We start from the raw sequence: 23,533 nt of genomic DNA on the forward strand, positions 1-23,533 counted from the left end.
CGGGCACGTGCGGGGTGGGGGTCGCCGGGCACGTGCGGGTGCGGGGGCCGGGGCGGCGCGGGTCAGGTCCGCCAGGGGAGTTCCGCGATCACCCGGGTGGGGCCGCCGGCCGGGGAGTCGACCACCAGGACGCCGTCCACCGCGTCCAGGCGCCCGGCCAGCCCGGCCAGGCCCGAGCCGCGGGAGGCGTCCGCGCCGCCCACCCCGTCGTCCATCACCTGGAGCATCAGCCGGTCCTCCGCCTGCCACACGTCGACGGAGGCGGACCGGGCGCGGCTGTGCTTGCTGATGTTCTGCAGCAGCTCGGAGACCGTGAAGTAGGCGATGCCCTCGATGGCCGCGGCCGGCCGCGCCCGCAGGTCCGCGGTGACCTTCACCGGCACCGTGCAGCGGGAGGCGACCGAGGACAGGGCCGCGTCCAGGCCGCGGTCGGTCAGCACCGCCGGATGGATGCCCCGGGCGAGGTCGCGCAGCTCCTGCAGCGCCGTCTTCACCTCACCGTGCGCCTCCTCCACCATCCGCGCCGCCGTCTGCGGATCCTCGCGCAGCTTCTCCTTCGCCAGGCCCAGATCCATGGCCAGGCCGACCAGCCGGGCCTGTGCGCCGTCGTGCAGGTCCCGCTCGATGCGCCGCAGATCGGCGGCGGCCGTGTCGACCACCACCCCCCGGTCCCACTCCAGCTCCACCACCCGCGCCGACAGCGGCGACGGCCCGAGCAGCCCGCGGACCATCAGCCCGTCCACGGTCGTCAGGGCCCGGATCAGCCACGGCGTGGCCAGCGTGAACAACAGACCGACCAGCGCGGTCACGGCGATCTCGAACGGGTTGTCGAGATAGACGCTGTGGTGTTGGTCACCGTAGAGCTGCAGGCCGCCCTGGCCGGCGTACATCGGGAACACCCAGAACCACAGGGGGTACGTCAGCATCGCCCAGCCGAACGTCCAGAAGGTCACCGCAACCGAGAACGAGAACATCGCCCAGGGGAACTGCAGCAGCGCGTACAGCAGGCTCCGCCAGGAGGCGCCGCTCTTGAGGACCGCGCCCATCCAGGCGAGCGCGCCCGGCTTGGACATCCGCAGCGGCTCCGGTTCGGCCACCTCCAGTCGCAGCAGCCCCCGCGCCCGCGCCCGCTCCAGCGACCCGAAGCCCCGGCAGCTCGCGAGCGCCGCGGCGAGCACCGGGACGCCGAGGAAGGTCACCAGCAGACCCGCGCCGAGCGACACCATGGTCACCGTCCAGCTGAACAGCACCGTCGCGATCGGCAGGCTCAGCAGGACGTAGCCGAACTCCCGCCGGCTGCGCGCCTCGACCGGCGCCCGCAGCGCGGCGGGCAGCCGGTGCGGGCGGTGGCCGGTTCCGGAGGGCCGCCCCTGCTCCCGCCCGTACCCGTGTCCGTACTCCGTGGCCATCGAATGCCGTCCCGTTCTCGTCGTTTCCAGCGGCGCTTCAGCCGTACGTCCACAGTCGTGCACGGCGCCGCCCCGGGCCATGGAGTCCGTCGGCGTCTCGGACGGGGGGTTTTCCCCACCCCGCGGGGCTACTCCTGCCGGTCCCGCCAGGGCAGTTCCGCGGTGACCACCGTCGGGCCGCCGGCCGGCGAGTCGACCACGAACAGGCCGTCCACCGCGCCCAGCCGGTCCGCGAGGCCCCGCATCCCGCTGCCGCCGTCCAGCCGGGCACCGCCCCGGCCGTCGTCCCGCACCTGGATGAGCAGCCGGTCCTTCGCGCGCCACACCTCGACGGACGCGGACCGCGCCCCGCTGTGCTTGCTGATGTTCTGCAGCAGCTCGGAGACCGTGAAGTAGGCGATGCCCTCGATGGCCGCGGCCGGCCGCGCCCGCAGGTCCGCGGTGACCTTCACCGGCACCGTGCAGCGGGAGGCGACCGAGGACAGGGCCGCGTCGAGGCCGCGGTCGGTCAGCACCGCCGGATGGATGCCCCGGGCGAGGTCGCGCAGCTCCTGCAGGGCCAGCTTCACCTCGCCGTGCGCCTCCTCCACCATCGCCGCGGCCGAGTCGGGATCCTCCAGCAGCTTCTCCTTGGCCAGGCCGAGCCCCATGGCCAGGTTGACCAGCCGGGCCTGCGCCCCGTCGTGCAGGTCCCGTTCGATGCGCCGCAGGTCGGCGGCGGCCGTGTCGACCACGACCCCCCGGTCCGACTCCAGTTCGGCGATACGGCGTTCCAGCTCGTTGGAGGGCGACAGCAGCCCGCGCACCATCGCCCGGTCCACGTTCGCCAGCCCCCGCGCGAGGTACGGCAGCACCGGCCACAGCACGAACAGCGAGGTCAGCACGGTGCAGAAGGTGAGAACGCCCCAGGGCAGCCGGATCAGGTCGTACAGCAGCGTCCGCCAGCCCACCGGGTCCTTCAGCGCCATCCACAGCCGCTGCAGCAGCCCCCCGCCCCTGGCGAGCGGCAACGGCGTCGGCTCCTCCACCCGCACCCCGAGCAGCCGCCGCGCGCGGGCCCGCTCCAGCTTCCCCAGCTGGCGGGCGCCGAGCAGGGAGAGCGCGAGCAGCGGCAGGCCGATCGCCGTGATGCTGAGGGTCCCGCCGGTGACCAGCACCGTGAGCGCGTAGACGAAGCCGAACACCGTCACCGGCAGGTTCAGCAGGAGATGCGCGATCTCCCTCCAGGTGTGCGCGTCATAGGCGAACCGGGGCGGAGGCAGGCGGTCGGTGCCGTCGGCGCCGTCGAACCGGTCGGTGCCGTCGGTCCGGTCGGTGCCGTCGGTCCGGTCGGGCCGGCCGGCGGCGGGGCGGGAAGCGGTCATGACGGTCAGCCTGCCGTGACCGGCCCCCTTCGCGCCATGCGGTACGCCGCCCTCCGCCGACGGGGGAAAACCCCACCACCACCGGCGCCGGCTGTCTCACGCCGTGACGGGCTGCTTACCGGTTCTTTATCAGGGCCTAGACTCCCGTGCGTACAGATCCTCGAATCACGTTGCATCACAGAGTTCACCAAGGTCACGAGGTCAGGGAGCGAGGGACGACGGTGCGGGAGACATTGGGGGAGTCGACGGTCGCAGCCGCGAACGTCATCGCGGCCGGTTACTTCCGGTCCTACTCGGTGGTCGGGCTGCTCGCGCTCATCGGCGTGCTGTTCGTCGCGGTCGCGTTCGGCGCCGGCCGGCTGCTGCGCCCGGTCGTACCGACCCCGGAGAAACTCCTGACCTACGAGTGCGGCGTCGACCCCGTCGGCGAGGGCTGGGCGCACACCCAGGTCCGCTACTACGTCTACGCCTTCCTCTACGTGATCTTCGCGGTCGACTCGATCTTCCTGTTCCCCTGGGCGACGGTCTTCGCCGCCCCCGGCTACGGCGCGACGACCCTCGTGGAGATGTTCGTCTTCCTCGGCTTCCTCGCCGTGGGCCTGCTGTACGCATACAAGAAGGGCGTCCTGGCATGGACGTGACCCCGGATCCCGTTTACCTGCCGGAGCCCAAGCGGCTCGGCGCGCTGGCCCGCCTGGCCCCCGAGCCGATGAAGGTGGTCCTGAACTGGGGCCGCCGCTACTCGCTCTGGGTCTTCAACTTCGGCCTCGCCTGCTGCGCGATCGAGTTCATCGCCGCGTCGATGGCCCGCCACGACTTCATCCGGCTCGGCGTCATCCCGTTCGCGCCGGGCCCCCGCCAGGCCGACCTGATGGTGGTCTCGGGCACGGTGACGGACAAGATGGCCCCGGCCGTGAAGCGCCTGTACGAGCAGATGCCCGAGCCGAAGTACGTCATCTCCTTCGGCGCCTGCTCCAACTGCGGCGGCCCGTACTGGGACTCGTACTCCGTCACCAAGGGCGTCGACCAGATCATCCCGGTGGACGTGTACGTCCCCGGCTGCCCGCCGCGCCCCGAGGCGCTGCTCCAGGGCATCCTCAAGCTCCAGGAGAAGATCGCCCGCGAGTCGCTGGAGGAGCGCTACGGCACCCACCGGCCGTCGGCCGCCGCCCTGACCAGCGACCTGGTCAAGCCCCCCGCCCCGGCCGGTGAGGGGGAGGCCCGATGAGCGCCGCCGTCGGCTGGCTGCCCGCCCCCGCCGAAGAACTCTTCGGCGCGCAGGCCACGGCCGAGGAGTCGTACGACGTCCTGACCGTGGACGTACCGCCGTCCTCCTGGCTCACCGCCCTGGAGACGGCCCGTACGACCCTGTCCTGCACCTACTTCGACTGGCTGAGCGCGGTCGACGAACCGGGCACGGGTTTCCGCGTCTCGGCGCACGTCGCCGCCCTGAACCCGGTCCGCCGCCTCCTGGTCCGTACGACGGTCCCGCACGACGCGCCGACGCTGCCCTCCGCCGTCGGCGTCTACGCGGGCGCCGCCTGGCACGAGCGCGAGACCCACGAGATGTTCGGCGTCCGCTTCGAAGGCCACCCGGGGCTCGAGCACCTGCTGCTCCCCGAGAGCTTCGAGGGCCACCCGCTCCGCAAGGACTTCGTCCTCGCCGCCCGTGTCGCCAAGGCCTGGCCCGGCGCCAAGGAGCCGGGCGAGTCCGACCACGGCGGCCCGAAGCGCCGCCAGATGCTGCCCCCGGGCGTGCCGGACCCCAACGAGTGGGGCCCGCTGAAGGGCCAGCTGCCCCCTGCCCCGGCCCGCCCGGCGCGAGCGGCGGGACGCGCGGCGGGCGAACGCCCGGCCCGCGCGGCCGGCGAACGCCCAGTACGGCGCGCCCGCACGGCGGCGGAGGGCTCCGCCAGCCAGACCGCCCAGACCGACGAGGCTGCTGGTGCTGGTGCTGGTGCCGGCACCGGCACCGGCGCCGGTGCGCGGCCGCGTCGGACGAGGAGCGCGAGCGAGGGCTCGGTGAGCCAGACGACGGCGCCGGGGCCTCAGGACGCGGCGGAGCGGAAGCAGGCCGCGGCCGAGGGCGACGCGAGCCCGGCGGCGGCCCGGGGCCCGGCCGCCGAGGCCTCCGTGGCCCATGAGCCCGGTCCGGCGCCGGCCCGTCCGCGCCGCGCCCGCAGCGCCTCGGAGGGCTCGGCCTCCCAACGGCCCCAGCCCCCGCAGCCGACCCCGGCCGAACCGGCTGAACCGGCTGAACCGGCCGAACCGGTCTCGGCCGAGGCCCCGGAACAGGTCCCGGAAGAGGTCCCGGAGGAGGTCTCTGAAAAGGACGGCGCTGCCCCGCCCGCCCGTCGGAGTCCGGCCCCCCGCAGCTCGGACGCCCCCTGGCACCACGCCCGCCCGGCCTTCGACGAGCCGGAACCCGGGCAAGCCCGCGAGACCGCAGAACCGGAGCCCGGCCGACCCGCCGAGTCTCCCGACGACACCGACGACACCCACGACGACCCCACAGGAGGCCCGCAGTGAACGACGCGCTGGACGTCGCCCTGCGACTCCTGGTCGTCTTCGCCGTCTTCCTCACCTTCCCGCTGATCGTCGGCCAGACCGAGCACAAGGTGATGGCCCACATGCAGGGCAGGCTCGGCCCGATGTACGCGGGCGGCTTCCACGGCTGGGCCCAGCTCATCGCCGACGGCGTGAAGTTCGCGCAGAAGGAGGACGTCGTCCCGGCCGGCGCCGACCGCCGTGTCTTCCAGCTGGCCCCCGCCGTGGCCCTGCTGCCGTACCTCCTGGTGCTGCTCGCCGTCCCGATCGGCCCGAGCGAGGGCGCGGTCGGCCAGGTCCTCGACGCGGGCGTGTTCTTCGTGCTCGCGGTGATGGGCGTCGGAGTGCTCGGCTCGCTCATGGCCGGATGGGCCAGCGCGAACAAGTTCTCCCTGCTCGGTGGCCTGCGCACGGCCGCCCAGCTGCTCGCCTACGAACTCCCGATGCTGCTGACGGCGGCCTCCGTCGCGATGGCCGCGGGCACGGTCTCCCTGCCCGGCATCCTGCACGCCTTCCACTGGTGGTGGGTGCCCTGGCAGATCGTCGGCGGCGTCGTCTTCTTCGTCGCCGGGCTCGCCGAGCTGCAGCGCCCGCCGTTCGACATGCCGGTCGCCGATTCGGAGATCATCTTCGGCGCCTACACCGAGTACACCGGCTTGCGTTTCGCGCTCTTCCTGCTCGCCGAGTACGCCGGCATCGTCGTCCTGTGCGGTCTGACCACCGTCCTCTTCCTGGGCGGCTGGCACGGCCCGTGGGGCGCCGACGGCCTCGGCTGGCTGTGGACCCTGCTGAAGGCGGCGATCCTCGCGTTCGTCGTCATCTGGCTCCGGGTCACCTACCCCCGACTGCGCGAGGACCAGCTCCAGAAGCTCGCCTGGACCCTCCTCGTCCCCCTCTCCCTCGCCCAGATCGCCCTCACCGGCATCGTCAAGGTGGTGATCGGCTAACCATGGCCCCCATCCCCGGCTCCGGCCTCGCCAAGGGCCTGGCCGTCACCCTGCGCACGATGACGAAGAAGCACGTCACCGAGCAGTACCCGGACGCCCTGCCCGAACTGCCGCCCCGCACCCGCGGCGTGATCGGCCTGTTCGAGGAGAACTGCACCGTCTGCATGCTGTGCGCCCGCGAGTGCCCGGACTGGTGCATCTACATCGACTCCCACAAGGAGACGGTCCCACCCGCCGCCCCCGGCGGCCGTGAGCGCAGCCGCAACGTCCTCGACCGGTTCGCGATCGACTTCTCCCTGTGCATGTACTGCGGTATCTGCATCGAGGTGTGTCCTTTCGACGCGCTGTTCTGGTCCCCGGAGTTCGAGTACGCCGAGACCGACATCCGCGACCTCACCCACGAGCGCGACAAGCTCCGCGAGTGGATGTGGACCGTGCCGGCCCCGCCCGCCCTGGACCCCGCCGCGGAGGAACCGAAGGAGATCGCCGCCGCCCGCAAGACCGCCGAGAAGCTGGCAGCCGCGCAGGCCGAGCCGCAGGAGGGCACGCCGTGAGTCACGCCCCGACCCTGTCCCCGGCCATGAGCCTCGCCGCGGCCCCGCACGGCTTCCTCTCCCCGACCGGCGTCGAGATCGCCTTCCTCCTCGTCGGCCTGGTCACCTTCGGCGCGGCCCTGATCACCGTCACCACCCGCCAGCTGGTGCACGCCGCCCTGTGGCTGGTGGTCGCCCTCGGCGGCCTCGCCGTGGAGTACCTGCTGCTCACGGCCGAGTTCATCGCCTGGGTGCAGGTCCTGATCTACGTCGGCTCCGTCGTCGTGCTCCTCCTGTTCGGGCTGATGCTCACCAAGGCCCCCATCGGCCGTTCCCCGGACGCCGACTCCGGCAACCGCTGGGCCGCCCTCGTCGTCGCGGTGGCCGCCGCGGTCGCCCTGGTGTGGGTGGTCGTCGACGCCTTCCGCGCCACCTGGATCGACCTGAACGGACCGGCCGCCGGCACCACCCGGGTCACCGGCGAGAGCCTGTTCCGGCACTGGGTGCTGCCCTTCGAGGCCCTGTCCGTGCTGCTCCTCGCGGCCCTGGTCGGCGCGATCGTGCTGTCCCGCAAGGCGAAGGCGGACGCGGCCACCCCCGAAAACCCCGCCGTCGTGGACGTACCCGGTGAGAAGGAAGGCGCCCGCTGATGCACCTCGCCTATCCCGCCGTACTCTCCGCCCTCCTCTTCTGCACCGGCCTGTACGGCGTCCTCGCCCGCCGCAACGCGATCCTGATCCTGATGTCGGTCGAGCTGATGCTCAACGCCGTCAACCTCAACCTGGTCGCCTTCGACGTCTGGCTCAGCCGGGCCGCCCGGGACACCCTGCACTCCGGTCAGGCGCTGACCCTGTTCACCATCGCCATCGCCGCAGCCGAGATCGGCATCGGCCTGGCGATCGTGCTCGCCGTCCACCGCAACCGCGGCACCTCCGACATCGACAAGCTCCGCGACACCGCCGAGGGCCCGGGGACCGAGGGCCCCGACTCCTCCGCGGCCGAGAAGGCTGAGGCCACCGCGTGACCACGACCACCCTCGCCGCCCTCGTCCCCCTCCTGCCGTTCCTGGGTGCCACGGCCGGCCTGCTGCTGGGCCGCACCGTTCCCGGGTTCGTCCGCCCGCTCGCCGTGCTGCCGCCGCTGGTCTCCCTGGTACTGGCCGCCCTGGTCGCCGTGCACCAGGCCGGCGGCCAGGCCGTCGACGGCCACACCGAGCTGACGCCCACCGGGTCCGTGCCGATCGAGCTGTCCCTGCACATCGACGGCTTCGCCGCGCTCGTCGCCGTCCTGGTCGCCTTCGTCGCGTCCTGCGTGCAGATCTACTCGACGGGCTACCTGCGCGACGACCCGCGCTACCCCTCGTACGCCGCTCTCGTCTCCCTGTTCACCTCCGCGATGCTCCTGGTCGTCTACTCCGGCGACCTGATCGTGCTGCTGGTCGGCTGGGAAGTCATGGGCATCTGCTCCTACTTCCTGGTCGGCCACTACTGGGAGACCCCCGAGGCCCGCGCCGCCTCCCTGAAGGCCTTCCTGGTCACCAAGCTCGGTGACGTGCCGTTCCTGATCGGCCTGTTCGCCCTCGCCACCGACGCCGGGTCCTTCCGCATCACGCGCGTGCTCGGTGCCGTGGCGACCGGCAACCTGCACCACCCGACGGTGATCGCCCTGCTGCTGCTCGCCGGTGTGGCCGGCAAGTCGGCGCAGTTCCCGCTGCACACCTGGCTCCCCGACGCGATGGCCGGCCCCACGCCGGTCTCGGCGCTCATCCACGCCGCGACGATGGTCGCCGCCGGTGTCTACTTCGTCGCCCGTCTCCTCCCGGTCTTCGAGGCCTCCCAGGCCGCGATGCTGGTCCTCGCCGTCATGGCCGCCGTGACCATGACCGGTTCCGGGCTCGCCGCGCTCGCCCAGGACGACATCAAGCGCGTCCTCGCCTACTCGACGATCGGCCAGCTCGGCTACATGACCGGCGCCCTCGCCGTCGGCGACCGCGGTGCCGCCGTCTTCCACCTCCTGTCCCACGGCGCCTTCAAGGCGCTCCTCTTCCTCGCGGCCGGCGTGATCATCCACGCCGCCGGAACCAACTCGCTGGCCGCCATGTCCCGCATGCACGGCCTGCGCGACCGCATCCCGGACGCCTACTGGACGATGACCGTGGCGCTGCTCGCGCTCGCCGCGATCCCGCCCTTCAGCGGCTTCTTCTCCAAGGAGTCCGTCCTCGGCGCCGCCGAGCACGCGGCCCACGGTCACACCGTGCACGTGCCCGGCGCCGCCGGCTGGATCGTGCTCGTCGCCGGCCTGGTCACCGCCCTGCTCACCGCCGCCTACGCGACCCGGCTGTGGCTGCTGGCCTTCCGCGGCCGGGGCGCCGAAGCCCCCGACCACGGCCGTCAGCCACTGACGATGACCGTGGTGCTGTGGGTCCTAGCGGTCCCGTCCCTGGCCTTCGGCGGGCTCGCCTACCGCTCGCTGCCCGGCTGGTTCGACGGCCAAGACCTGACCCCGGCCCTCCTCACCTCCATCCTCGGCACCGGCCTCGCGGTGGTCGGCGGCCTGCTCACCTACGGCGCCTGGCAGCGCACCACGGCGCTCGCCGCCCGCGCCCCGCTCGGCGCCGTCGCCGCCCATCCCGAGGGCGACGCCGGGCTGGTGGAGGCCGAGGCCATCGCCACCCACGAGCCGGCCTACGGCGACATCGCCTACGCCCCCGACCCGGCCGACCCCGGGCGGCTGCTGCTCGGCCCGCTGCACCGGCACGCGGCCGCCGGCTTCCACCTGGACGCCGTGTACACGGCGCTGTTCGTCCGCCCGGTCCAGGCCGGAGCGAGTCTCGTCCGGTTCCTCGACCGCGAGGTCGTCGACACCTACGTAAGCGGCGCCGCCGCCCTGCCCCGGCTGCTCGGCGCCGCCGTACGGCGGGCGCAGACCGGCAATGTGCAGACCTATGTGAGCGCGCTGCTCGCCGGCACCGTCGTCCTGGCGGTCGCCGTCGTCCTCGTCGCCACGGGAGCGTGAGCAGGCGTGATCGATATCAACGAGTCCGTGATGCAGTTCCTTCTGGCATTCGTCGTCGTCGGCCCGCTCCTCGGTGCCGTCGCCGCTCTCCTGCCCGCGCCACCCGGACTGAAGGGGAAGTCGCCCGAGCAGGCCGTGCTCCGGCACGGCGTCACCGTGACCGGCGCGATCCTCATCGCCGCGATCGTCCTCGCGCTCGGCTTCGACCACGGCCATCCGTCGAAGATGCAGGCCACGACCGACATCAGCTGGATCCCCGCACTCGACGTACGGATCCACCTCGGCATCGACGGCATCTCCCTCCCCCTCGTCGTCCTGACCGCGCTGCTGACCTTCCTCTGCGCGCTGTACTCCTACTTCAAGCCGCCCGCGGGCGGCTCCCCGAAGGCGTTCGTCGCACTGCTGCTCCTGCTCGAGTCCGGCACCCTCGCGACCTTCGCCGTCCTCGACCTGCTGCTGTTCTTCCTCGCGTTCGAGATGGTGCTCATCCCGATGTACTTCCTCATCGCCCGCTGGGGCGGCGAGGGCCGGACCCGGGCCTCGTGGAAGTTCATCCTGTTCACGCTGCTCGGCTCCGTGGTCATGCTGCTCGGCCTGCTCCTGATCGGGATCAAGTCGGGCACATTCGACATGGTGGCACTCGCCACTGACAACGGCCGGTCACTGACCGCATCCGTGCAGGTCATCGCCGTTCTGGCGATCGGGATCGGGCTCGCGGTGAAGACGCCGATGTGGCCGCTGCACAGCTGGCTGCCCGACGCCCACACCGCCGCTCCGACCGTCGGCTCGGTCCTGCTGGCCGGTGTCCTGCTGAAGATGGGCACGTACGGGTTCGTGCGCATCCTGCTGCCCATCGCCCCGCACGGCTTCCACACCTTCGCGCCGTACCTGGCCGCGTTCGCCGTGGTCGGGATCATCTACGGGTCCCTGGCCTGCCTGGCCCTCGCCAAGCAGGGCGCGAAGGGCGACCTCAAGCGCCTGATCGCCTACTCCTCCGTCGGGCACATGGGCTTCGTCCTGCTCGGCATCGCCACCATGACCCCGACCGGCGTGAACGGCGCCCTGTTCGCCAACATCGCCCACGGCCTCATCACCGGCCTGCTCTTCTTCCTGGTCGGTGCGCTGAAGGACCGTACCGGCACCACCGACCTCGACACCCTCGCCGACGAGACGGGCGCCGCGCTCTACGGCAAGGCACCGCGCCTCGGCGGCCTGCTCGCCTTCGGCGCGGTCGCCTCGCTCGGCCTGCCCGGCCTCGCCGGATTCTGGGGCGAGATGCTGGCGCTGTTCGGCTCGTTCGAGCCCGCCGCCGGCCTCAGCCGGCCCGCGTACCTCACCTTCATGGCGATCGGCGCGTTCGGCACCCTGCTGACGGCCGCGTACATGCTGATCGTGGTCCGCCGCGTCTGCATGGGCGGCGTGGAGCAGGAAGTCCCGAAGCTCGCCGACGTCCACGGGTACGAGTTCGCCGCCTGGACCCCGCTCGTCACCCTGACCGTCGTCGCCGGACTGTGGCCGAGGGCCCTGCTCGGCCTGACCGACCCGGCCGTGCAGCAGCTCCTCGCAGGAGGCACCCGATGAGCGCCCTGGCCCAGCCGCTCGCCGCGCCGGTGGTCCAGTCCGTGGACTGGCTCGCCATCGCCCCGCCCACCATCGTCGCGGTCGTGGCGCTCGCCGTCCTCGTCGCCGACCTGTTCCTGCCGGAGGCCAGGAAGGCCGTCCTCGGCTGGATCTCGGTCGCGGGACTGGCCGTCGCCGCCCTGATGCTGCTGCCGCTCCTGGACGGCGACCGCAGCACGTTCTGTCTGACCGGCGGCACGCGCGCGTGCAGCTACACCGCGGACCACTTCACCCTCGTCATCCAGTTCCTGGTCCTCGGCGGTGCCCTGCTCGCGGCCCTGCTGTCGGTCACGAACCTCGACGACGAGCGGCGGCGGGTCCCGGCCGGCGAGTTCTGGTTCCTGCTGCTCTCCTCCGCGGCCGGCGCCGCCCTGCTTCCCGCCTCCCGCGACCTGGCCACCCTGATCGTCGCCCTGGAGGTCGCCTCCCTGCCCGCCTTCGCCCTCGTCGGCATCCGGCACGGCGACAAGCGGTCCTCCGAGGCCGCCCTGAAGTTCTTCCTGTCCTCGGTCACGGCCACCGCGGTCAGCCTGATGGGCATCAGCTTCGTCTACGCCACCACCGGCACCCTCTACCTCACCCAGGTCGCCCAGCGCCTGCCCCACGTCGACGGGCAGCTGCACACCCTCGCCCAGACCGGAGTCGTCCTCACGCTCGTCGGCTTCGCCTTCAAGACGGCCGCCGTGCCCTTCCACTTCTGGGTGCCCGACACCTACGTGGGCGCGCCCGTGCCCGTCGCCGCCTACCTGTCGGTCGTCGGCAAGGCGGTCGGCTTCTCCGGCCTGATCCTCGTCACCGTCGTCGCGTTCCCGTCGTACGCCGACGTCTGGGGGCCCGCCCTCGCCGCCCTGGCCGCGCTCACCATGACCGTCGGCAACGTCGGTGCCCTGCGCCAGCAGGCCACGCGCGCGTACAGCGCGGTACGACTGCTCGCCTGGTCCTCGGTGGGCCAGGCCGGCTATCTCCTCGTACCGATCGCCGCCGCCGGCTACGCCAAGGCCCCCCAGAAGGCGATCGGCTCCACGGTCGCGTACGCCCTGATGTACGCCGCCGTGAACCTCGGCGCCTTCGCGGTGGCCGCCCTGGTGGGCCGCAGCCGGAAGCTGAACCGGATCAGCGACTACCGCGGCCTGTACGCCGGCAACCCGCTCACCGCGCTCCTCCTGGCGTTCTTCCTGCTGTGCCTGGCCGGGCTGCCGCCGGGCATCATCGGCCTGTTCGCCAAGGTCACCGTGTTCTCCGTGGCCGTCGACGCGGGCCTCGGCTGGCTCGCCGTCGTCATGGCCGTCAACGTCGTGATCGCGCTCTTCTACTACCTGCAGTGGACGGCCCTGCTGTTCCGCGCCCCCGAGGGCGAGCCCGCCCGCCACCGGGTCCCCGCGCCCCTCACGGCCGCCCTCGCCCTCACCGGGGTCCTCGGTGTCGCCCTGTCCGGAGCGCCCCAGCTGGTCCTGCGCTTCGCGGCCACCGGTCTGTTCTGAGGGCTCGCACACGACTCACCGCGCGCGCGTGGGGCACCCGTGGCCCCACGCGCGCGTACGGCCGCGGGGGCACGTCACCCGTACGGCCGACCGGCGCCACCGCAGGCACCTGGGAACTCGCGGCCGCCGCCTGGCGTTGACTCAGGCGGGAGGGTCCACTGGACGAAAGTGTTCCCCAGCTGCACGACTTGGAGGGCGAACCGTGCACCGCCGGCACAACGGGCTCAGGACCGCAGTACTCCTCGGGGGACTGTCCGCACTCATCATCGTCATCGGCAGCTTCTTCGGCCGTACGGGGCTGGTCGTGGCGGTGCTGATCGCGCTGGGCACGAACGCGTACGCGTACTGGAACAGCGACAAGCTGGCGCTCCGCGCGATGCGCGCCCGCCCGGTCAGCGAGTTCGAGGCCCCTGCGCTGTACCGGATGGTGCGCGAGCTGTCCACGCAGGCCCGCCAGCCCATGCCCCGGCTGTACATCTCACCGACGGAGGCCCCCAACGCGTTCGCGACGGGCCGCAACCCGCGCAACGCGGCCGTGTGCTGCACCGAGGGCATCCTGCGCCTGCTGGACGAGCGCGAGCTGCGCGGCGTCATCGGTCACGAGCTGAGCCATGTCTACAACCGGGACATCCTGATCTCCTCGGTCGCCGGAGCCCTCGCCTCGGTGATCATGTTCCTGGTCAACTTCGCCTGGCTCATCCCCGTCGGCCGCTCGGACGACGACGACGGTCCCGGCCTGCTCGGCCTGCTCCTGATCATGATCCTGGGCCCGCTCGCCGCGTCCCTGATCCAACTGGCCATCAGCCGTTCCCGGGAGTACGAGGCCGATGCCTCGGGCGCCCAGCTCACCGGCGACCCGCTGGCGCTCGCCGGCGCCCTGAGAAAGCTCGAAATGGGCACCCAGCAGCTTCCGCTGCCGCCCGAGCCCCGGATCGAGACGGCGAGCCACATGATGATCGCCAATCCCTTCCGCCCGGGCCAGGGACTGTCGAAGATGTTCTCCACGCACCCGCCGATGGCGGAACGCATCGCCCGGCTCGAGAAGATGGCGGGCGGCTACCGGTGAAGTCCGGTGACCGGTGAAGTCCGGTGACCGGTGAAGAACACCTTGGACCCGCGCTCGAAATGGATGAGCCATGAGCCAAATGAAGCACTGACGGGGGAAATCCCGGGCTGCCGCAGCGCGCCTGATCATCGTTCAATGCGCCCCGTCGTCATCCTTTCCACGGAGAATTCCGCGCCAAGGATGACGAAAGGTTGGTCGAGTGAAGCTCACCAAGCGGTTCGCGATCAGCACCGCCGCGATCGCGGCGGTTCTCTTCAGCGCCGGCGGCGCTCAGGCCCACAGCGACGGGGGACTCCTGTCGCGGCTCGGTGTCACGTCGCTGCTCCACGCCCCCTACCGGATGGGTGGCGGCTCGGGAGACAACGGGGGCGCCAGCAGCAGCGAGAACACCACCAACAACAATAACAACACTAATAACAACAATAACCCCGGAGGGGTGAATAACAACAACAATAACAACAACAACGGGAGTAACAGCACCAACACCAACAACAACATCAACAACAACAACGTCCTCAACGGCGCCGCCGCTCAAGGCGGGGGACTGCTCTCGCTGCTGGGTGTCCCCACACTCCTCCAGATCTGCTACCCGACGGGCCAGACCGCGCAGGGGAACAGCACCTTCACCGGCAGCCAGAACATCAACTGCCAATTCAGCTGACCGTCGTGGAGTCCTATCCGTGCCCGGGATGATGGAGTTTGCGGGCGGCTTCGTGGCGGGTGTGGACACCGAGTTTGCTCAGTACCGCGCCCACGTGATGCCCGGCGGTCTTGGGGCTGATGTAGAGCCGGGCGGAGATCTCGGCATCCGACAGGCCCTCGTTCAGCAGCTTCAGGACATCCATCTCCCGGTTGGTCAGCCCGTACGGATTCGCCCTGGTGGCCGCCCGTGGACCACGCCGGACCGGGCGGACACCGCGGGCCCGCATCAACGTACGGGTGCGAGCCACGGCCGGCCGGGCGCCGAGGGCCTCGAATGCGGCCAGGGCCTCGCGCAGTGCGGGCGGGTCGCCTGCCAGGCGGGCGAGCGCGGCGTCGTAGGGGCAGCCGAGGCTGTCCCATTGCGCGGCGGCACCGGCCCAGTCGCCGGCCAGCTCCAGCGCGTAGGGGCCCGCCGCCGGAACCTGTGGGGGCTCTCCTCCCGCGCGGCGGATCCAGCAGGCCAGAGGCCCGGACAGCCAGGGATGGGTACGGCCCGCCAACGAGGCCAGACAGCGTTCCGCCTCCGCCCGCACCAGCTCGTGCCCGCCGGCCAGCCAGGTCGCCTCGACCCGGGCCTCCCAGCCCAGGCCCGTGTCCAGCAGACAGTTCGAGTCGACCAGAGTCGCCGCCTCTTCCAGCAGCGGCCACACCTGGGACTTGCCCTGCCGGGCCCGCACCAGACCCATGACGGTCAAGGCCAGGGCCCGGACGACCGGTGGTGCGCCGGGATGGGACCGGACCTTCTGTGAGGCGTCGGCGGCCTCGCGCCACAAGCCCCGGTTCAGCAGCCCCCAACTGCCCCAGGCTCTCGTGCACAGCAGGTAGGTCAGCAGGTCACGGTCGAGGCAATAGGCTTCCGCCCGGCTCACGGCCGCGGTCGTCCGGGCGGTGTCCCGCTGCAGTGCCGCCAGCCAGCACATGATGAGCGCCATGAAGCCCGCGTCCACCGGCAGATCCTGGGCCATCGCGCTGGACACCGCCTGTTCGCAGTCCTCCCAGCCGGACCCCTCGCTCAGCATGCGTGCCGCCGCGGTGTGGAAGCGCGCCTGGACGAGCACACCCGCATCACCGAAGCGCTCTCCCAGAGCGATCGCGTTCTGGGCATGGGCGGCGGTGACCGCCGTCCCCTCGTGCTCGTAACAGGCCAGCTGGCAGAGGTTCAGGTACGCCCTGGCCAGCTCCCGGCTCGGCGCAAGCTCTTCGAGCACCCGGACCGCGTCCAGACCGGTCTGTCCGGCCTCGTCCGTGCGCCCGGTCGGCCACAGCCAGCACGACAGCCAGCGCATGTCCTCCCCCTCGCGCAGCCGGTCACCCAGCGCACGGCGCAGCCCGACCGCCGTACGGAGGGAAGCGATCCCCTCGTCCAGCCGGCTGGACAGGAGACAGGCCTGGGAGTGGCCCTCCAGCAGAGCGGCCTGTTGACCGGGCGGCAGGAGGTCGGCGTACTCCAGGGCGCGGGCGTACTGGGCGGCGGCTTCCCGGTATGCGCCCAATGCGGCGGCATGCAGGGCCGCTGCGGGCGCGTACTCCAACACGGCCTTCGGATCCCCGGCGCCCTCGGCGTGATCGGCCAGCAGCGCCAGATCGTCCGTGGCGACGGGGCCGGACCGCATCGCCGCCAGTACCTGCCGGTGCACCCGCAGACGGTGGGCGGCGGGCACGGCCTCCAGTACCGCCAGCCGGGTCAGCTCGTGGCGGAACTCGCTCACCTGTCCGTCGGTGCGAACGATTCCGCAGGCCACGGCCTCGTCGAGCGCGCCCTCCGAGTTCGGCAGGACGCCGGCCAGCAGCGGGAGCGAGACCCTGAGCCCCAGCACGGCCAGTACGTCGACCACCATGCGTGCCTCGGTCGACAGGCCCGCCAGGCGGCCGGCCACGGCCTCGCGCACCGTGGCAGGGATGGGCTCGGCAGGGGCGGCCAGGATCTCGGTGACGATGAACGGATTGCCGGCCGAGACGCGGTACAGATGCTCGGCGTCGACGGCGTGTCCGGTCGCCAGCCTGGCCACGGCCCGGCGGCTCAAGGGGGCCAGGTCGTGGCGGTACACCCACGAGTAGCCGGCCAGGGTGCCGAGGAGAGAGGTCAGGTCGTGGGTCCGGCCGATCTCGTCGTCGCGGTAGGTGGCCAGTACCAGCGCGGGAACGTTCGGCAGTCGCCGGGCCAGGTAACGCAGCAGGTCCATCGTGGCCTCGTCGGCCCAGTGGACGTCCTCCACGACCAGCAGACTGGGGTAGGTGCTCAGGTCGGCGAGCAGACAGTCGAACACCTCGTCGGAACGGCTCGTGTCTGTCAGGGCGGTCCGCACCGCCGGGCCCAAGCGCGGAGCCAGGTCCAGCAGAGGGCCCAGGGGGCGGGGTGTGGCCAGCGGGTCGCAGGCGCCGATCAAGACCCGGATGTGGGGATCGGCCACCTGGGCGAGACGCTGGACGACGGCGGTCTTGCCGACGCCGGCCTCGCCGCGGACAAGGGCCAGGCGTCCAGGGCCACTCACGGCAGCCTGCAGGTGACCGGCGAGGTCCTGGAGCACGGCGTCTCGCTCTAGCAGGTCCATCACCAGCCATTTTCTCCCCGTGCCCGGAGCCACGCAAAAGATCCACGACTGATCAAGGCCGATCGGCTGGTGGGTGGCCGGTAGGGGACGCCGGTGCGAGCTGGGGTGTGGGGGCCTGGGACGTGGGGTGTGCGGGGGTGGAACTTGGGGTGCGCACCCGATGTACCCCCGACTGCGGCGGGGCATGCTGAGTTCAGATCCCGGTACTCCGAGTTCGCGGGTCCCGACCGGTGCACGCCGAGTAGGACGCCTATCCCGCGCTTCCGGAAATGGGGCTGGCAGAAATGCGCAGCCACGCACTCCCGGAAGGTAAATCGACCGGAGCGACAGGTGCGTGAAGAGCCGTCAGATCAAGTGGATGGCTCACTGGGAAGCCTCCGGGATCCGACCAGGCGGGGCATTTGCGACGAATGCCGTCCGCAACCGAAATGGACTGCGCATCAGCACGGTCCAAACCCATCGGAAAGAAACCACCATGTCGAACAGGTATGCAAAGCGCGCGGCCCTGATTGCTGCATCGGCTGCTCTGGCGGCAGGAAGCGCCGCCCTGGCACCGTCCTCCGCCATCGCCGCTCCGGCGCCGACAGGGACTCACGCTACGGCGCCGAGCGACACCGGAGGAAACAACAACAACAATAACAACAACAACGGCGGAGGCGGGAACAACAACAATAACAACAATAACAACGGCGGAGGCGGGAACAACAACAATAACAACAATAACAACGGCGGAGGCGGGAACAACAACAATAACAATAACAATAACAACCGCAAGGGTGGGAACAACAACAACAATAACAACAACAACCGCAAGGGCGGGAGGGCGAACAACAACAACAATAACAACAACAACGGCGGACGAGCCAACAACAACAACAATAACAACAACAACGGCGGACGAGCCAACAACAACAACAATAACAACAACAATGGCGGAGGCGCGAACAACAACAACAATAACAACAACAACGGCGGACGAGCCAACAACAACAACAATAACAACAACAACGGCGGAGGCGCGAACAACAACAACAATAACAACAACAACGGCGGACGAGCCAACAACAACAACAATAACAACAACAATGGCGGAGGCGCGAACAACAACAATAACAACAATAACAACGGCGGGGGCGGAAACAACAACAACAATAACAACAATAATGGCGGAGGCGGGAACAACAACAATAATAACAACAACAATGGCGGGGGCGGGAACAACAACAATAACAACAACAACGGCTGAACTTGACGGTCCGGCGGCCGGGTGGTCCACAGTTTCCCGGCTGCCGGACTCTCATGTGCGTGCCCTGCAGCGCGCCGGCACAGTTCGCCCACGGCTTTCAAGGTGATGAGTATGAAGAAATCAGTCCTGCGGAGCGGCGGCCTCGCAGTAGTGGCCGTGTCCTGCATGGCGTTCGGCACCTGGAACGCTGCAGCGAGCGAAGGAGGTGCCCTGTCGCAGGAGCCGCAGACTGCGCCCATGTCCGCAACTCAGTGTTATGCGACGCGCGGAAACCCAAAGGATGTCGTGTGTTATCGGAATTCATGGAAGGCCGAGTTCAGGCATGGCGACATGGTCTACGTGCCCATTCTCATTCAGGTTCCTACACCACCCCATGCGACGTCGGTGACGGTTGTCGAGAGCCTGAACGACATTCGCCCGAGCAATTCGAGTCAGTAGTCACCGTAGCCATCACCGCGATCGCCGCCCTGGTCGAACCCGCCGAAGTCGCCGTGGGTGTCGCATCCGCCGTTTCCCCAGACCTCGTCGCAGCCGCGGCTCGAGTGGGGGTAGTGCGAGGGGATGTGAGCCGGAGTGGCCGCCGAAGCCGGCACCGCCGCAACGACCGCGGCACCGCCGGCCAAAAGAACACTCACGGCGGACACCACGAAGAGGTGCTTGCTGCGCTGTGCACTCATGGGCGAGACCTTTCGCGCCGTCCACCCGCGCCACATGCGGGGCGCGAGAATCACGACCGCGCCGACCAGCGGATGAACACTGCGGGTGGGCTGATCGGCCCACCGGTTCGCGAAAGCGCGGCCGTCACACGATCCCATTGTCGGCCACCGGTAGGGACGAATTCAAACGAGCTTGCAGTAAGGGGTTTCGATAAAGGGGACCTCACCGGCCGCCGAATGCCTCGTCCGTGGGCACGACCTCGCGTCCCAGGGGCATGAGCGAGATGGGGATGAGCTTCAGGTTCGCCCAGCCGAAGGGAATCCCGATGATCGACAGGAACAGAGGGATGCTCGTGACCAGGTGGGCCAGTGCCAGCCACCATCCCGCGAAGACCACCCAGATGACGTTGCCGACGCACGACGGCGCCCCGGCGTCGGGCCTCTCCACAGTGGTGCGGCCGAACGGCCAGAGGACGAATCCGGCGATGCGCAGCGACGCGATGCCGAAGGGGATGGTGATGATCAGAACGAAGCAGATCAGGGCAGCGATCAGGTAACCGATCGCCATCCAGAGCCCGCACAGGACGAGCCACAGGATATTGAGCAGCAGGTTGAACACCTTCATGATCGGTACCTTTCCAGGTCGCTCCGTCGGCATGCCTGCTGCCACCAGTATCGGCTGATCACGCGCCCGGACGGAACCGGAGCGCCGTTGTGACGCGACCGGGAACGTCCCGTGACGATCCCGCTCGGCATGGCGGTCTCCCCGTCGAGGCCGTCGCGCCCATCGACGCGTGAACGCGTTCGGAATGGCCGCGCGCTGACGTTACGTCACTTCCCGCGCCGGCTCGCCGACCAACCCTCCCACCGACCCGCCGACCACCGTCGTACGCCGTAGACGGCCGCGCCCACCGCAAGCACCCCCGCTCCGACGGCCACCGAGACGGCCGGCAGGGCGAACGCCAGCGTGGCGCAGCCCAGCAGGCCCACCACCGGGACCACGCGGGACAGCGGGGCCGGAGTGAGCGTCCACGCCGAGGCGTTGGCGACGGCGTAGTAGGCCAGCACGCCGAACGAGGAGAAGCCGATCGCGCCGCGGACGTCCACCGTGGCGGCCAGTACGGCGACCACCGCGCCCACGGCCGGCTCGGCCCGGTGCGGTACGTGGAAGCGTGGGTGTACGGCCGCCAGCGCGCCCGGCAGATGACCGTCCCGGGCCATGGCGAGCGTCGTACGGGACACACCCAGGATCAGCGCGAGCAGCGACCCCAGCGCGGCCACCGCCGCTCCTGCCCGCACCACGGGAACGAGCCCCGGCACCCCGGCCGCACGCACCGCGTCGGCCAGCGGCGCCGTCGAATACCCGAGCCGGCCCGTACCGAGGGCTCCGAGTACCGCGACGGCCACGCACGCGTACACGGCAAGAGTGATCCCCAGGGCCACCTGGATCGCGCGCGGAATGGTGCGCGCTGGGTCCCGTACCTCCTCGCCGAGGGTGGCGATCCGCGCGTACCCGGCGAATGCGAAGAACAGCAGACCGGCCGCCTGCAGCACCCCGCCGGCGCCCGACGACAGGCCGACGCCGAGCCGTCCCGCATCCGCCCGCCCAGAGGCGAGGCACACGACGACCACGGCGGTCAGGACGGCCAGGACCAGCGCCACGATCATCCTCGTCAGCCATGCCGACTTCTGGATACCGCCGTAGTTGACGGCGGTCAGGGCCACCACGGCGGCGACCGCCACGGCGTGCGCCTGCCCCGGCCAGACGTATGCGCCCACGGTCAGCGCCATGGCCGCACAGGAGGCCGTCTTGCCGACGACGAACGCCCAGCCGGCGAGATACCCCCAGAAGGCGCCCAGCCGCTCCCGCCCGTACACGTACGTGCCGCCCGAGGCCGGATAACGGGCGGCGAGACGGGCCGAGGACATGGCGTTGCAGTAGGCCACCACGGCCGCGACGGTCAGGGCGGGCAGCAGCCCCGTACCGGCCGCGCGTGCGGCGGGTCCCAGAGCGGAGAAGACACCGGCCCCGATCATCGAGCCGAGTCCGACGACCACGGCGTCCCGCACACCCAGCGTGCGCCTCAGGACGGCGGCGGAAGGTGTCATGCGCCGCACCCTACTGACCACGGCAACCGGTCGGCAGGCCGCTGACGTCCTCTTCATCGACACGTCACGTCACGTTGCGACGCGACCCACACGACACGACAGACACGACACCGACACGCACGCACGCGCGTGGACAGCAGGTCCTCACCGAAAACTCAGGGACCGGACAGTGCGGACACAGCGTGGAAGGGCAGGTTCACGGCATGAGCATCATCGGTTGGATCATCCTGGGACTGCTGGCCGGAGCCATCGCCAAGGTCCTCCTGGCGGGCCGTGACCCCGGCGGCTTCATCGGTACGACCCTCATCGGCATCGCGGGCGCCTTCATCGGGGGCTGGATCTCGGCCCGCTGGCTGGACCACCCGGTCAGCAAGCACTTCTACGACGGCGCCACCTGGGCCGCGGCCATCGGCGGCTCCCTGGTGCTGCTGATCCTCTACCGCATCCTGTTCGGGAACTCCCGCGACTGAGCGAGAACTCCCGCGACCGCGTGAGGAGGGGTGGGCACCGGCCGGTGCCCACCCCTCCTCATCTGCTTCCCGCTGGTGCCCTACCGGTAGTTCACGAACTGCAGCGCGAAGTCGAAGTCCTTGCCCTTCAGCAGGGCGATCACGGTCTGCAGGTCGTCGCGGCTCTTGGAGCTGACCCGCAGCTCGTCGCCCTGGACCTGGGCCTTCACGCCCTTCGGACCCTCGTCGCGGATGATCTTCGCCACCTTCTTCGCGTTGTCCTGGGAGATGCCCTCCTCGATCGACGCGAAGATCTTGTACTCCTTGCCGGAGAGCTGGGGCTCGCCCGCGTCCAGCGCCTTCAGCGAGATACCGCGCTTGATCAGCTTGGACTGGAAGACGTCGAGGACAGCCTTCACCCGGTCCTCGGAGTTGGCCTCCATGAGGATCTTGTCACCGGACCACGAGATCGAGGCACCCACGCCCTTGAAGTCGTAGCGCTGCGAGATCTCCTTGGCGGCCTGGTTGAGGGCGTTGTCGACCTCCTGCCGCTCGACCTTCGAGACGATGTCGAAACTGGAGTCGGCCATGTCCTGTGGCTCCTTGTATCGGGGGGTGCGTATCGGTGCGTGCCGGCGTGCGGCGACGGCCGCCGGGCCCGGCGGGAGACCAGGCCCATCCGGAACAGCCTAGCCACCCCGCGACCTGAGGGGTGGAGATCAACCGGGTGGCGAAGCACCCCCGTGCATCGGGTATTGTTTACGTCGTTGCCAGGGAGCATCGCCGAAAGCGTGTTCGACTGGCAGCGCACCATGGCGGTGTGCCCGAGCGGCCAAAGGGAGCAGACTGTAAATCTGCCGGCTCAGCCTTCCCAGGTTCGAATCCTGGCGCCGCCACACGGTGGGAAACCCCCTCTGATCAGGCTAGATACCTGATCAGAGGGGGTTTCTCGTTGTCAGGGACCGTTCGGTTCGGCGAGGACGAAGTGCGGGAGGATCACTCCGGTTCGTTCCACTCCTGTCGGGCCGCGTCGATCCGGCTGTTCGCCCGCTCCCGCGTCTGGCCCAGCACCTTGGCGTACACCTTGTGCAGCACCGCGATGCTGTGCCCGGCGCGACGGGCACACTCCATCGCGTCCACCCCGGAACTGAGCCAGAACGACAGGGTGCGCGCTCGCGGTCCAGGGCGAGTACTTCGGGCATCGCGGTCAAGCGCCGGCGGACCTCGGCCGCCTCGAAGCGGTTATCCATGGCAGGCCACAGCCCGAAGCCGGGAGGCGCCAACGGCGACGTGGAGGGGTCGCCGCTTCGGCCCAGCAGCGGCCGCCGTCATGGCCTCATGAATGAGGGATTGGCTGCGTTGCTTGCTGGCCCGCGTAGCGGGTGGCAGCCTGCATCTGCACCGTCTCACCCCTGCCGTCCTCAAAGATCAGCTCTGCGCCGAGGAACGTGCCACAGCGGCACGCAGCGCCGGCACCCTCCTGGCCACCGCATACCCAGGTGGGACGAGGGATCTTGCTGCTTGGCCTGCCTGGCCCGACCTGCTGCCCCACCTGCTGACGATCGCCCCGGCCGACCTGGTCACTGCCGACGCCCGCTTCGCAGCCTGCGAAGCGTGCCTCCATCTCGTGGACCGTGGCAGCGCACCGGTGGTCTTGGCTCGCCTCGATGACCTCCACCGGGCCTGGACCACCTCGCTGGGCCCCGATCACTTGCACACCTGGTGGGCTGCCAAATACCTGGCCCAGGCTTTCGCCGAAGTCGGTGACCACCAGCATGCCTACGAACTGGTCCGAGACCTGCTCGAGGGCTCAGTCTCCCACCCGCCGGCGCCCCGC

Annotated in this window: 23 protein-coding genes, 1 tRNA gene and 2 pseudogenes; 15 read left to right on the top strand and 11 right to left on the bottom strand. The window is 70.3% G+C overall.

Annotated elements, in window-relative coordinates; genetic code table 11:
- Window positions 1–62: 62 nt before the first annotated feature.
- Window positions 63–1,409, bottom strand: a complete 1,347-nt coding sequence (locus tag AB0N17_RS30735; RefSeq protein ID WP_366014828.1) for a sensor domain-containing protein — start codon at window positions 1,407–1,409, stop codon at window positions 63–65.
- 128 nt (window positions 1,410–1,537) lie between these two features.
- Window positions 1,538–2,773 (bottom strand): sensor domain-containing protein, encoded by a 1,236-nt coding sequence (locus AB0N17_RS30740; protein ID WP_366014829.1) that lies wholly within the window; start codon window positions 2,771–2,773, stop codon window positions 1,538–1,540.
- Between the two features lie 221 nt (window positions 2,774–2,994).
- Between AB0N17_RS30740 and AB0N17_RS30745 the strand changes: the two genes are divergently transcribed.
- From AB0N17_RS30745 to AB0N17_RS30800, 12 genes are all read left to right on the top strand, one after another.
- Complete coding sequence (locus tag AB0N17_RS30745) at window positions 2,995–3,414, top strand: NADH-quinone oxidoreductase subunit A (RefSeq protein ID WP_366014830.1); 420 nt, start codon at window positions 2,995–2,997, stop codon at window positions 3,412–3,414.
- Window positions 3,405–4,001: an NADH-quinone oxidoreductase subunit B family protein gene (locus AB0N17_RS30750; RefSeq protein ID WP_366014831.1), complete on the top strand. Its 597-nt coding sequence runs from the start codon at window positions 3,405–3,407 to the stop codon at window positions 3,999–4,001. Before AB0N17_RS30745 ends, AB0N17_RS30750 begins: the two co-directional genes overlap by 10 nt.
- Window positions 3,998–5,302 carry an NADH-quinone oxidoreductase subunit C gene (locus AB0N17_RS30755; protein ID WP_366014832.1) on the top strand — a complete coding sequence of 435 codons (1,305 nt, stop codon included), beginning with the start codon at window positions 3,998–4,000 and terminating at the stop codon, window positions 5,300–5,302. Before AB0N17_RS30750 ends, AB0N17_RS30755 begins: the two co-directional genes overlap by 4 nt.
- Window positions 5,299–6,267: a complex I subunit 1 family protein gene (locus tag AB0N17_RS30760; protein WP_366014833.1), complete on the top strand. Its 969-nt coding sequence runs from the start codon at window positions 5,299–5,301 to the stop codon at window positions 6,265–6,267. Before AB0N17_RS30755 ends, AB0N17_RS30760 begins: the two co-directional genes overlap by 4 nt.
- Window positions 6,268–6,269: 2 nt before the next feature.
- Complete coding sequence (locus AB0N17_RS30765; protein WP_366014834.1) at window positions 6,270–6,821, top strand: NADH-quinone oxidoreductase subunit I; 552 nt, start codon at window positions 6,270–6,272, stop codon at window positions 6,819–6,821.
- A 26-nt stretch (window positions 6,822–6,847) separates the two neighbouring features.
- Window positions 6,848–7,450 (top strand): NADH-quinone oxidoreductase subunit J, encoded by a 603-nt coding sequence (locus AB0N17_RS30770; RefSeq protein WP_366014863.1) that lies wholly within the window; start codon window positions 6,848–6,850, stop codon window positions 7,448–7,450.
- Complete coding sequence (gene nuoK, locus AB0N17_RS30775) at window positions 7,450–7,824, top strand: NADH-quinone oxidoreductase subunit NuoK (RefSeq protein ID WP_366014835.1); 375 nt, start codon at window positions 7,450–7,452, stop codon at window positions 7,822–7,824. The genes AB0N17_RS30770 and nuoK overlap by 1 nt, the downstream gene beginning before the upstream one ends.
- A complete protein-coding gene (locus tag AB0N17_RS30780; RefSeq protein WP_366014836.1) occupies window positions 7,821–9,815 on the top strand; it encodes an NADH-quinone oxidoreductase subunit L in 1,995 nt (664 codons plus the stop codon). The genes nuoK and AB0N17_RS30780 overlap by 4 nt, the downstream gene beginning before the upstream one ends.
- Before the next feature lie 6 nt (window positions 9,816–9,821).
- Window positions 9,822–11,396, top strand: a complete 1,575-nt coding sequence (locus AB0N17_RS30785; RefSeq protein ID WP_366014837.1) for an NADH-quinone oxidoreductase subunit M — start codon at window positions 9,822–9,824, stop codon at window positions 11,394–11,396.
- Window positions 11,393–12,916 (top strand): NADH-quinone oxidoreductase subunit N, encoded by a 1,524-nt coding sequence (locus AB0N17_RS30790; RefSeq protein WP_366014838.1) that lies wholly within the window; start codon window positions 11,393–11,395, stop codon window positions 12,914–12,916. Before AB0N17_RS30785 ends, AB0N17_RS30790 begins: the two co-directional genes overlap by 4 nt.
- 202 nt (window positions 12,917–13,118) lie before the next feature.
- The gene (gene htpX / locus AB0N17_RS30795) at window positions 13,119–13,982 is read left to right on the top strand and encodes a zinc metalloprotease HtpX (protein WP_366014839.1); all 864 of its coding nucleotides are present in this window, start codon (window positions 13,119–13,121) and stop codon (window positions 13,980–13,982) included.
- Between the two features lie 199 nt (window positions 13,983–14,181).
- Window positions 14,182–14,643, top strand: coding sequence for a hypothetical protein (locus tag AB0N17_RS30800; RefSeq protein WP_366014840.1), 462 nt, complete (start codon window positions 14,182–14,184; stop codon window positions 14,641–14,643).
- A 13-nt stretch (window positions 14,644–14,656) separates the two neighbouring features.
- Here the strand turns inward: AB0N17_RS30800 and AB0N17_RS30805 are convergent, their stop codons facing one another.
- Window positions 14,657–17,236, bottom strand: a complete 2,580-nt coding sequence (locus AB0N17_RS30805; RefSeq protein WP_366014841.1) for an AAA family ATPase — start codon at window positions 17,234–17,236, stop codon at window positions 14,657–14,659.
- Window positions 17,237–17,486: 250 nt separating this feature from the next.
- Complete coding sequence (locus AB0N17_RS30810; protein WP_366014842.1) at window positions 17,487–18,512, bottom strand: hypothetical protein; 1,026 nt, start codon at window positions 18,510–18,512, stop codon at window positions 17,487–17,489.
- A gap of 81 nt (window positions 18,513–18,593) precedes the next feature.
- Between AB0N17_RS30810 and AB0N17_RS30815 the strand changes: the two genes are divergently transcribed.
- A complete protein-coding gene (locus AB0N17_RS30815; protein WP_366014843.1) occupies window positions 18,594–18,920 on the top strand; it encodes a hypothetical protein in 327 nt (108 codons plus the stop codon).
- Here AB0N17_RS30815 and AB0N17_RS30820 read toward each other — a convergent pair.
- From AB0N17_RS30820 to AB0N17_RS30830, 3 genes are all read right to left on the bottom strand, one after another.
- Entirely contained in the window at window positions 18,914–19,159 is a 246-nt protein-coding gene (locus AB0N17_RS30820; RefSeq protein WP_366014844.1) for a hypothetical protein, read from the bottom strand. The two genes, AB0N17_RS30815 and AB0N17_RS30820, sit on opposite strands and share 7 nt — an antisense overlap.
- A gap of 202 nt (window positions 19,160–19,361) precedes the next feature.
- The gene (locus AB0N17_RS30825) at window positions 19,362–19,763 is read right to left on the bottom strand and encodes a YccF domain-containing protein (protein ID WP_366014845.1); all 402 of its coding nucleotides are present in this window, start codon (window positions 19,761–19,763) and stop codon (window positions 19,362–19,364) included.
- Between the two features lie 206 nt (window positions 19,764–19,969).
- Window positions 19,970–21,247 (bottom strand): amino acid permease, encoded by a 1,278-nt coding sequence (locus tag AB0N17_RS30830; RefSeq protein WP_366014846.1) that lies wholly within the window; start codon window positions 21,245–21,247, stop codon window positions 19,970–19,972.
- A gap of 203 nt (window positions 21,248–21,450) precedes the next feature.
- Between AB0N17_RS30830 and AB0N17_RS30835 the strand changes: the two genes are divergently transcribed.
- The gene (locus AB0N17_RS30835) at window positions 21,451–21,717 is read left to right on the top strand and encodes a GlsB/YeaQ/YmgE family stress response membrane protein (RefSeq protein ID WP_366014847.1); all 267 of its coding nucleotides are present in this window, start codon (window positions 21,451–21,453) and stop codon (window positions 21,715–21,717) included.
- 80 nt (window positions 21,718–21,797) lie between these two features.
- Here AB0N17_RS30835 and AB0N17_RS30840 read toward each other — a convergent pair whose 3' ends face one another.
- Window positions 21,798–22,286, bottom strand: coding sequence for a YajQ family cyclic di-GMP-binding protein (locus AB0N17_RS30840; protein WP_366014848.1), 489 nt, complete (start codon window positions 22,284–22,286; stop codon window positions 21,798–21,800).
- Window positions 22,287–22,510: 224 nt separating this feature from the next.
- Between AB0N17_RS30840 and AB0N17_RS30845 the strand changes: the two genes are divergently transcribed.
- Window positions 22,511–22,592: transfer RNA gene (locus AB0N17_RS30845), tRNA-Tyr, on the top strand.
- Between the two features lie 100 nt (window positions 22,593–22,692).
- Here AB0N17_RS30845 and AB0N17_RS30850 read toward each other — a convergent pair.
- The 3 genes and pseudogenes from AB0N17_RS30850 to AB0N17_RS30860 form a co-directional block, all read right to left on the bottom strand.
- Window positions 22,693–22,860, bottom strand: a pseudogene (locus AB0N17_RS30850) (site-specific integrase); the annotation flags it as partial.
- Between the two features lie 2 nt (window positions 22,861–22,862).
- Window positions 22,863–22,970, bottom strand: a pseudogene (locus tag AB0N17_RS30855) (hydroxyurea phosphotransferase); the annotation flags it as partial.
- 62 nt (window positions 22,971–23,032) lie between these two features.
- Window positions 23,033–23,473, bottom strand: coding sequence for a hypothetical protein (locus tag AB0N17_RS30860; RefSeq protein ID WP_366014849.1), 441 nt, complete (start codon window positions 23,471–23,473; stop codon window positions 23,033–23,035).
- Between the last annotated feature and the right edge of the window lie 60 nt (window positions 23,474–23,533).

The organism is Streptomyces sp. NPDC051133, from assembly GCF_040682635.1.
Lineage (GTDB): Bacteria > Actinomycetota > Actinomycetes > Streptomycetales > Streptomycetaceae > Streptomyces.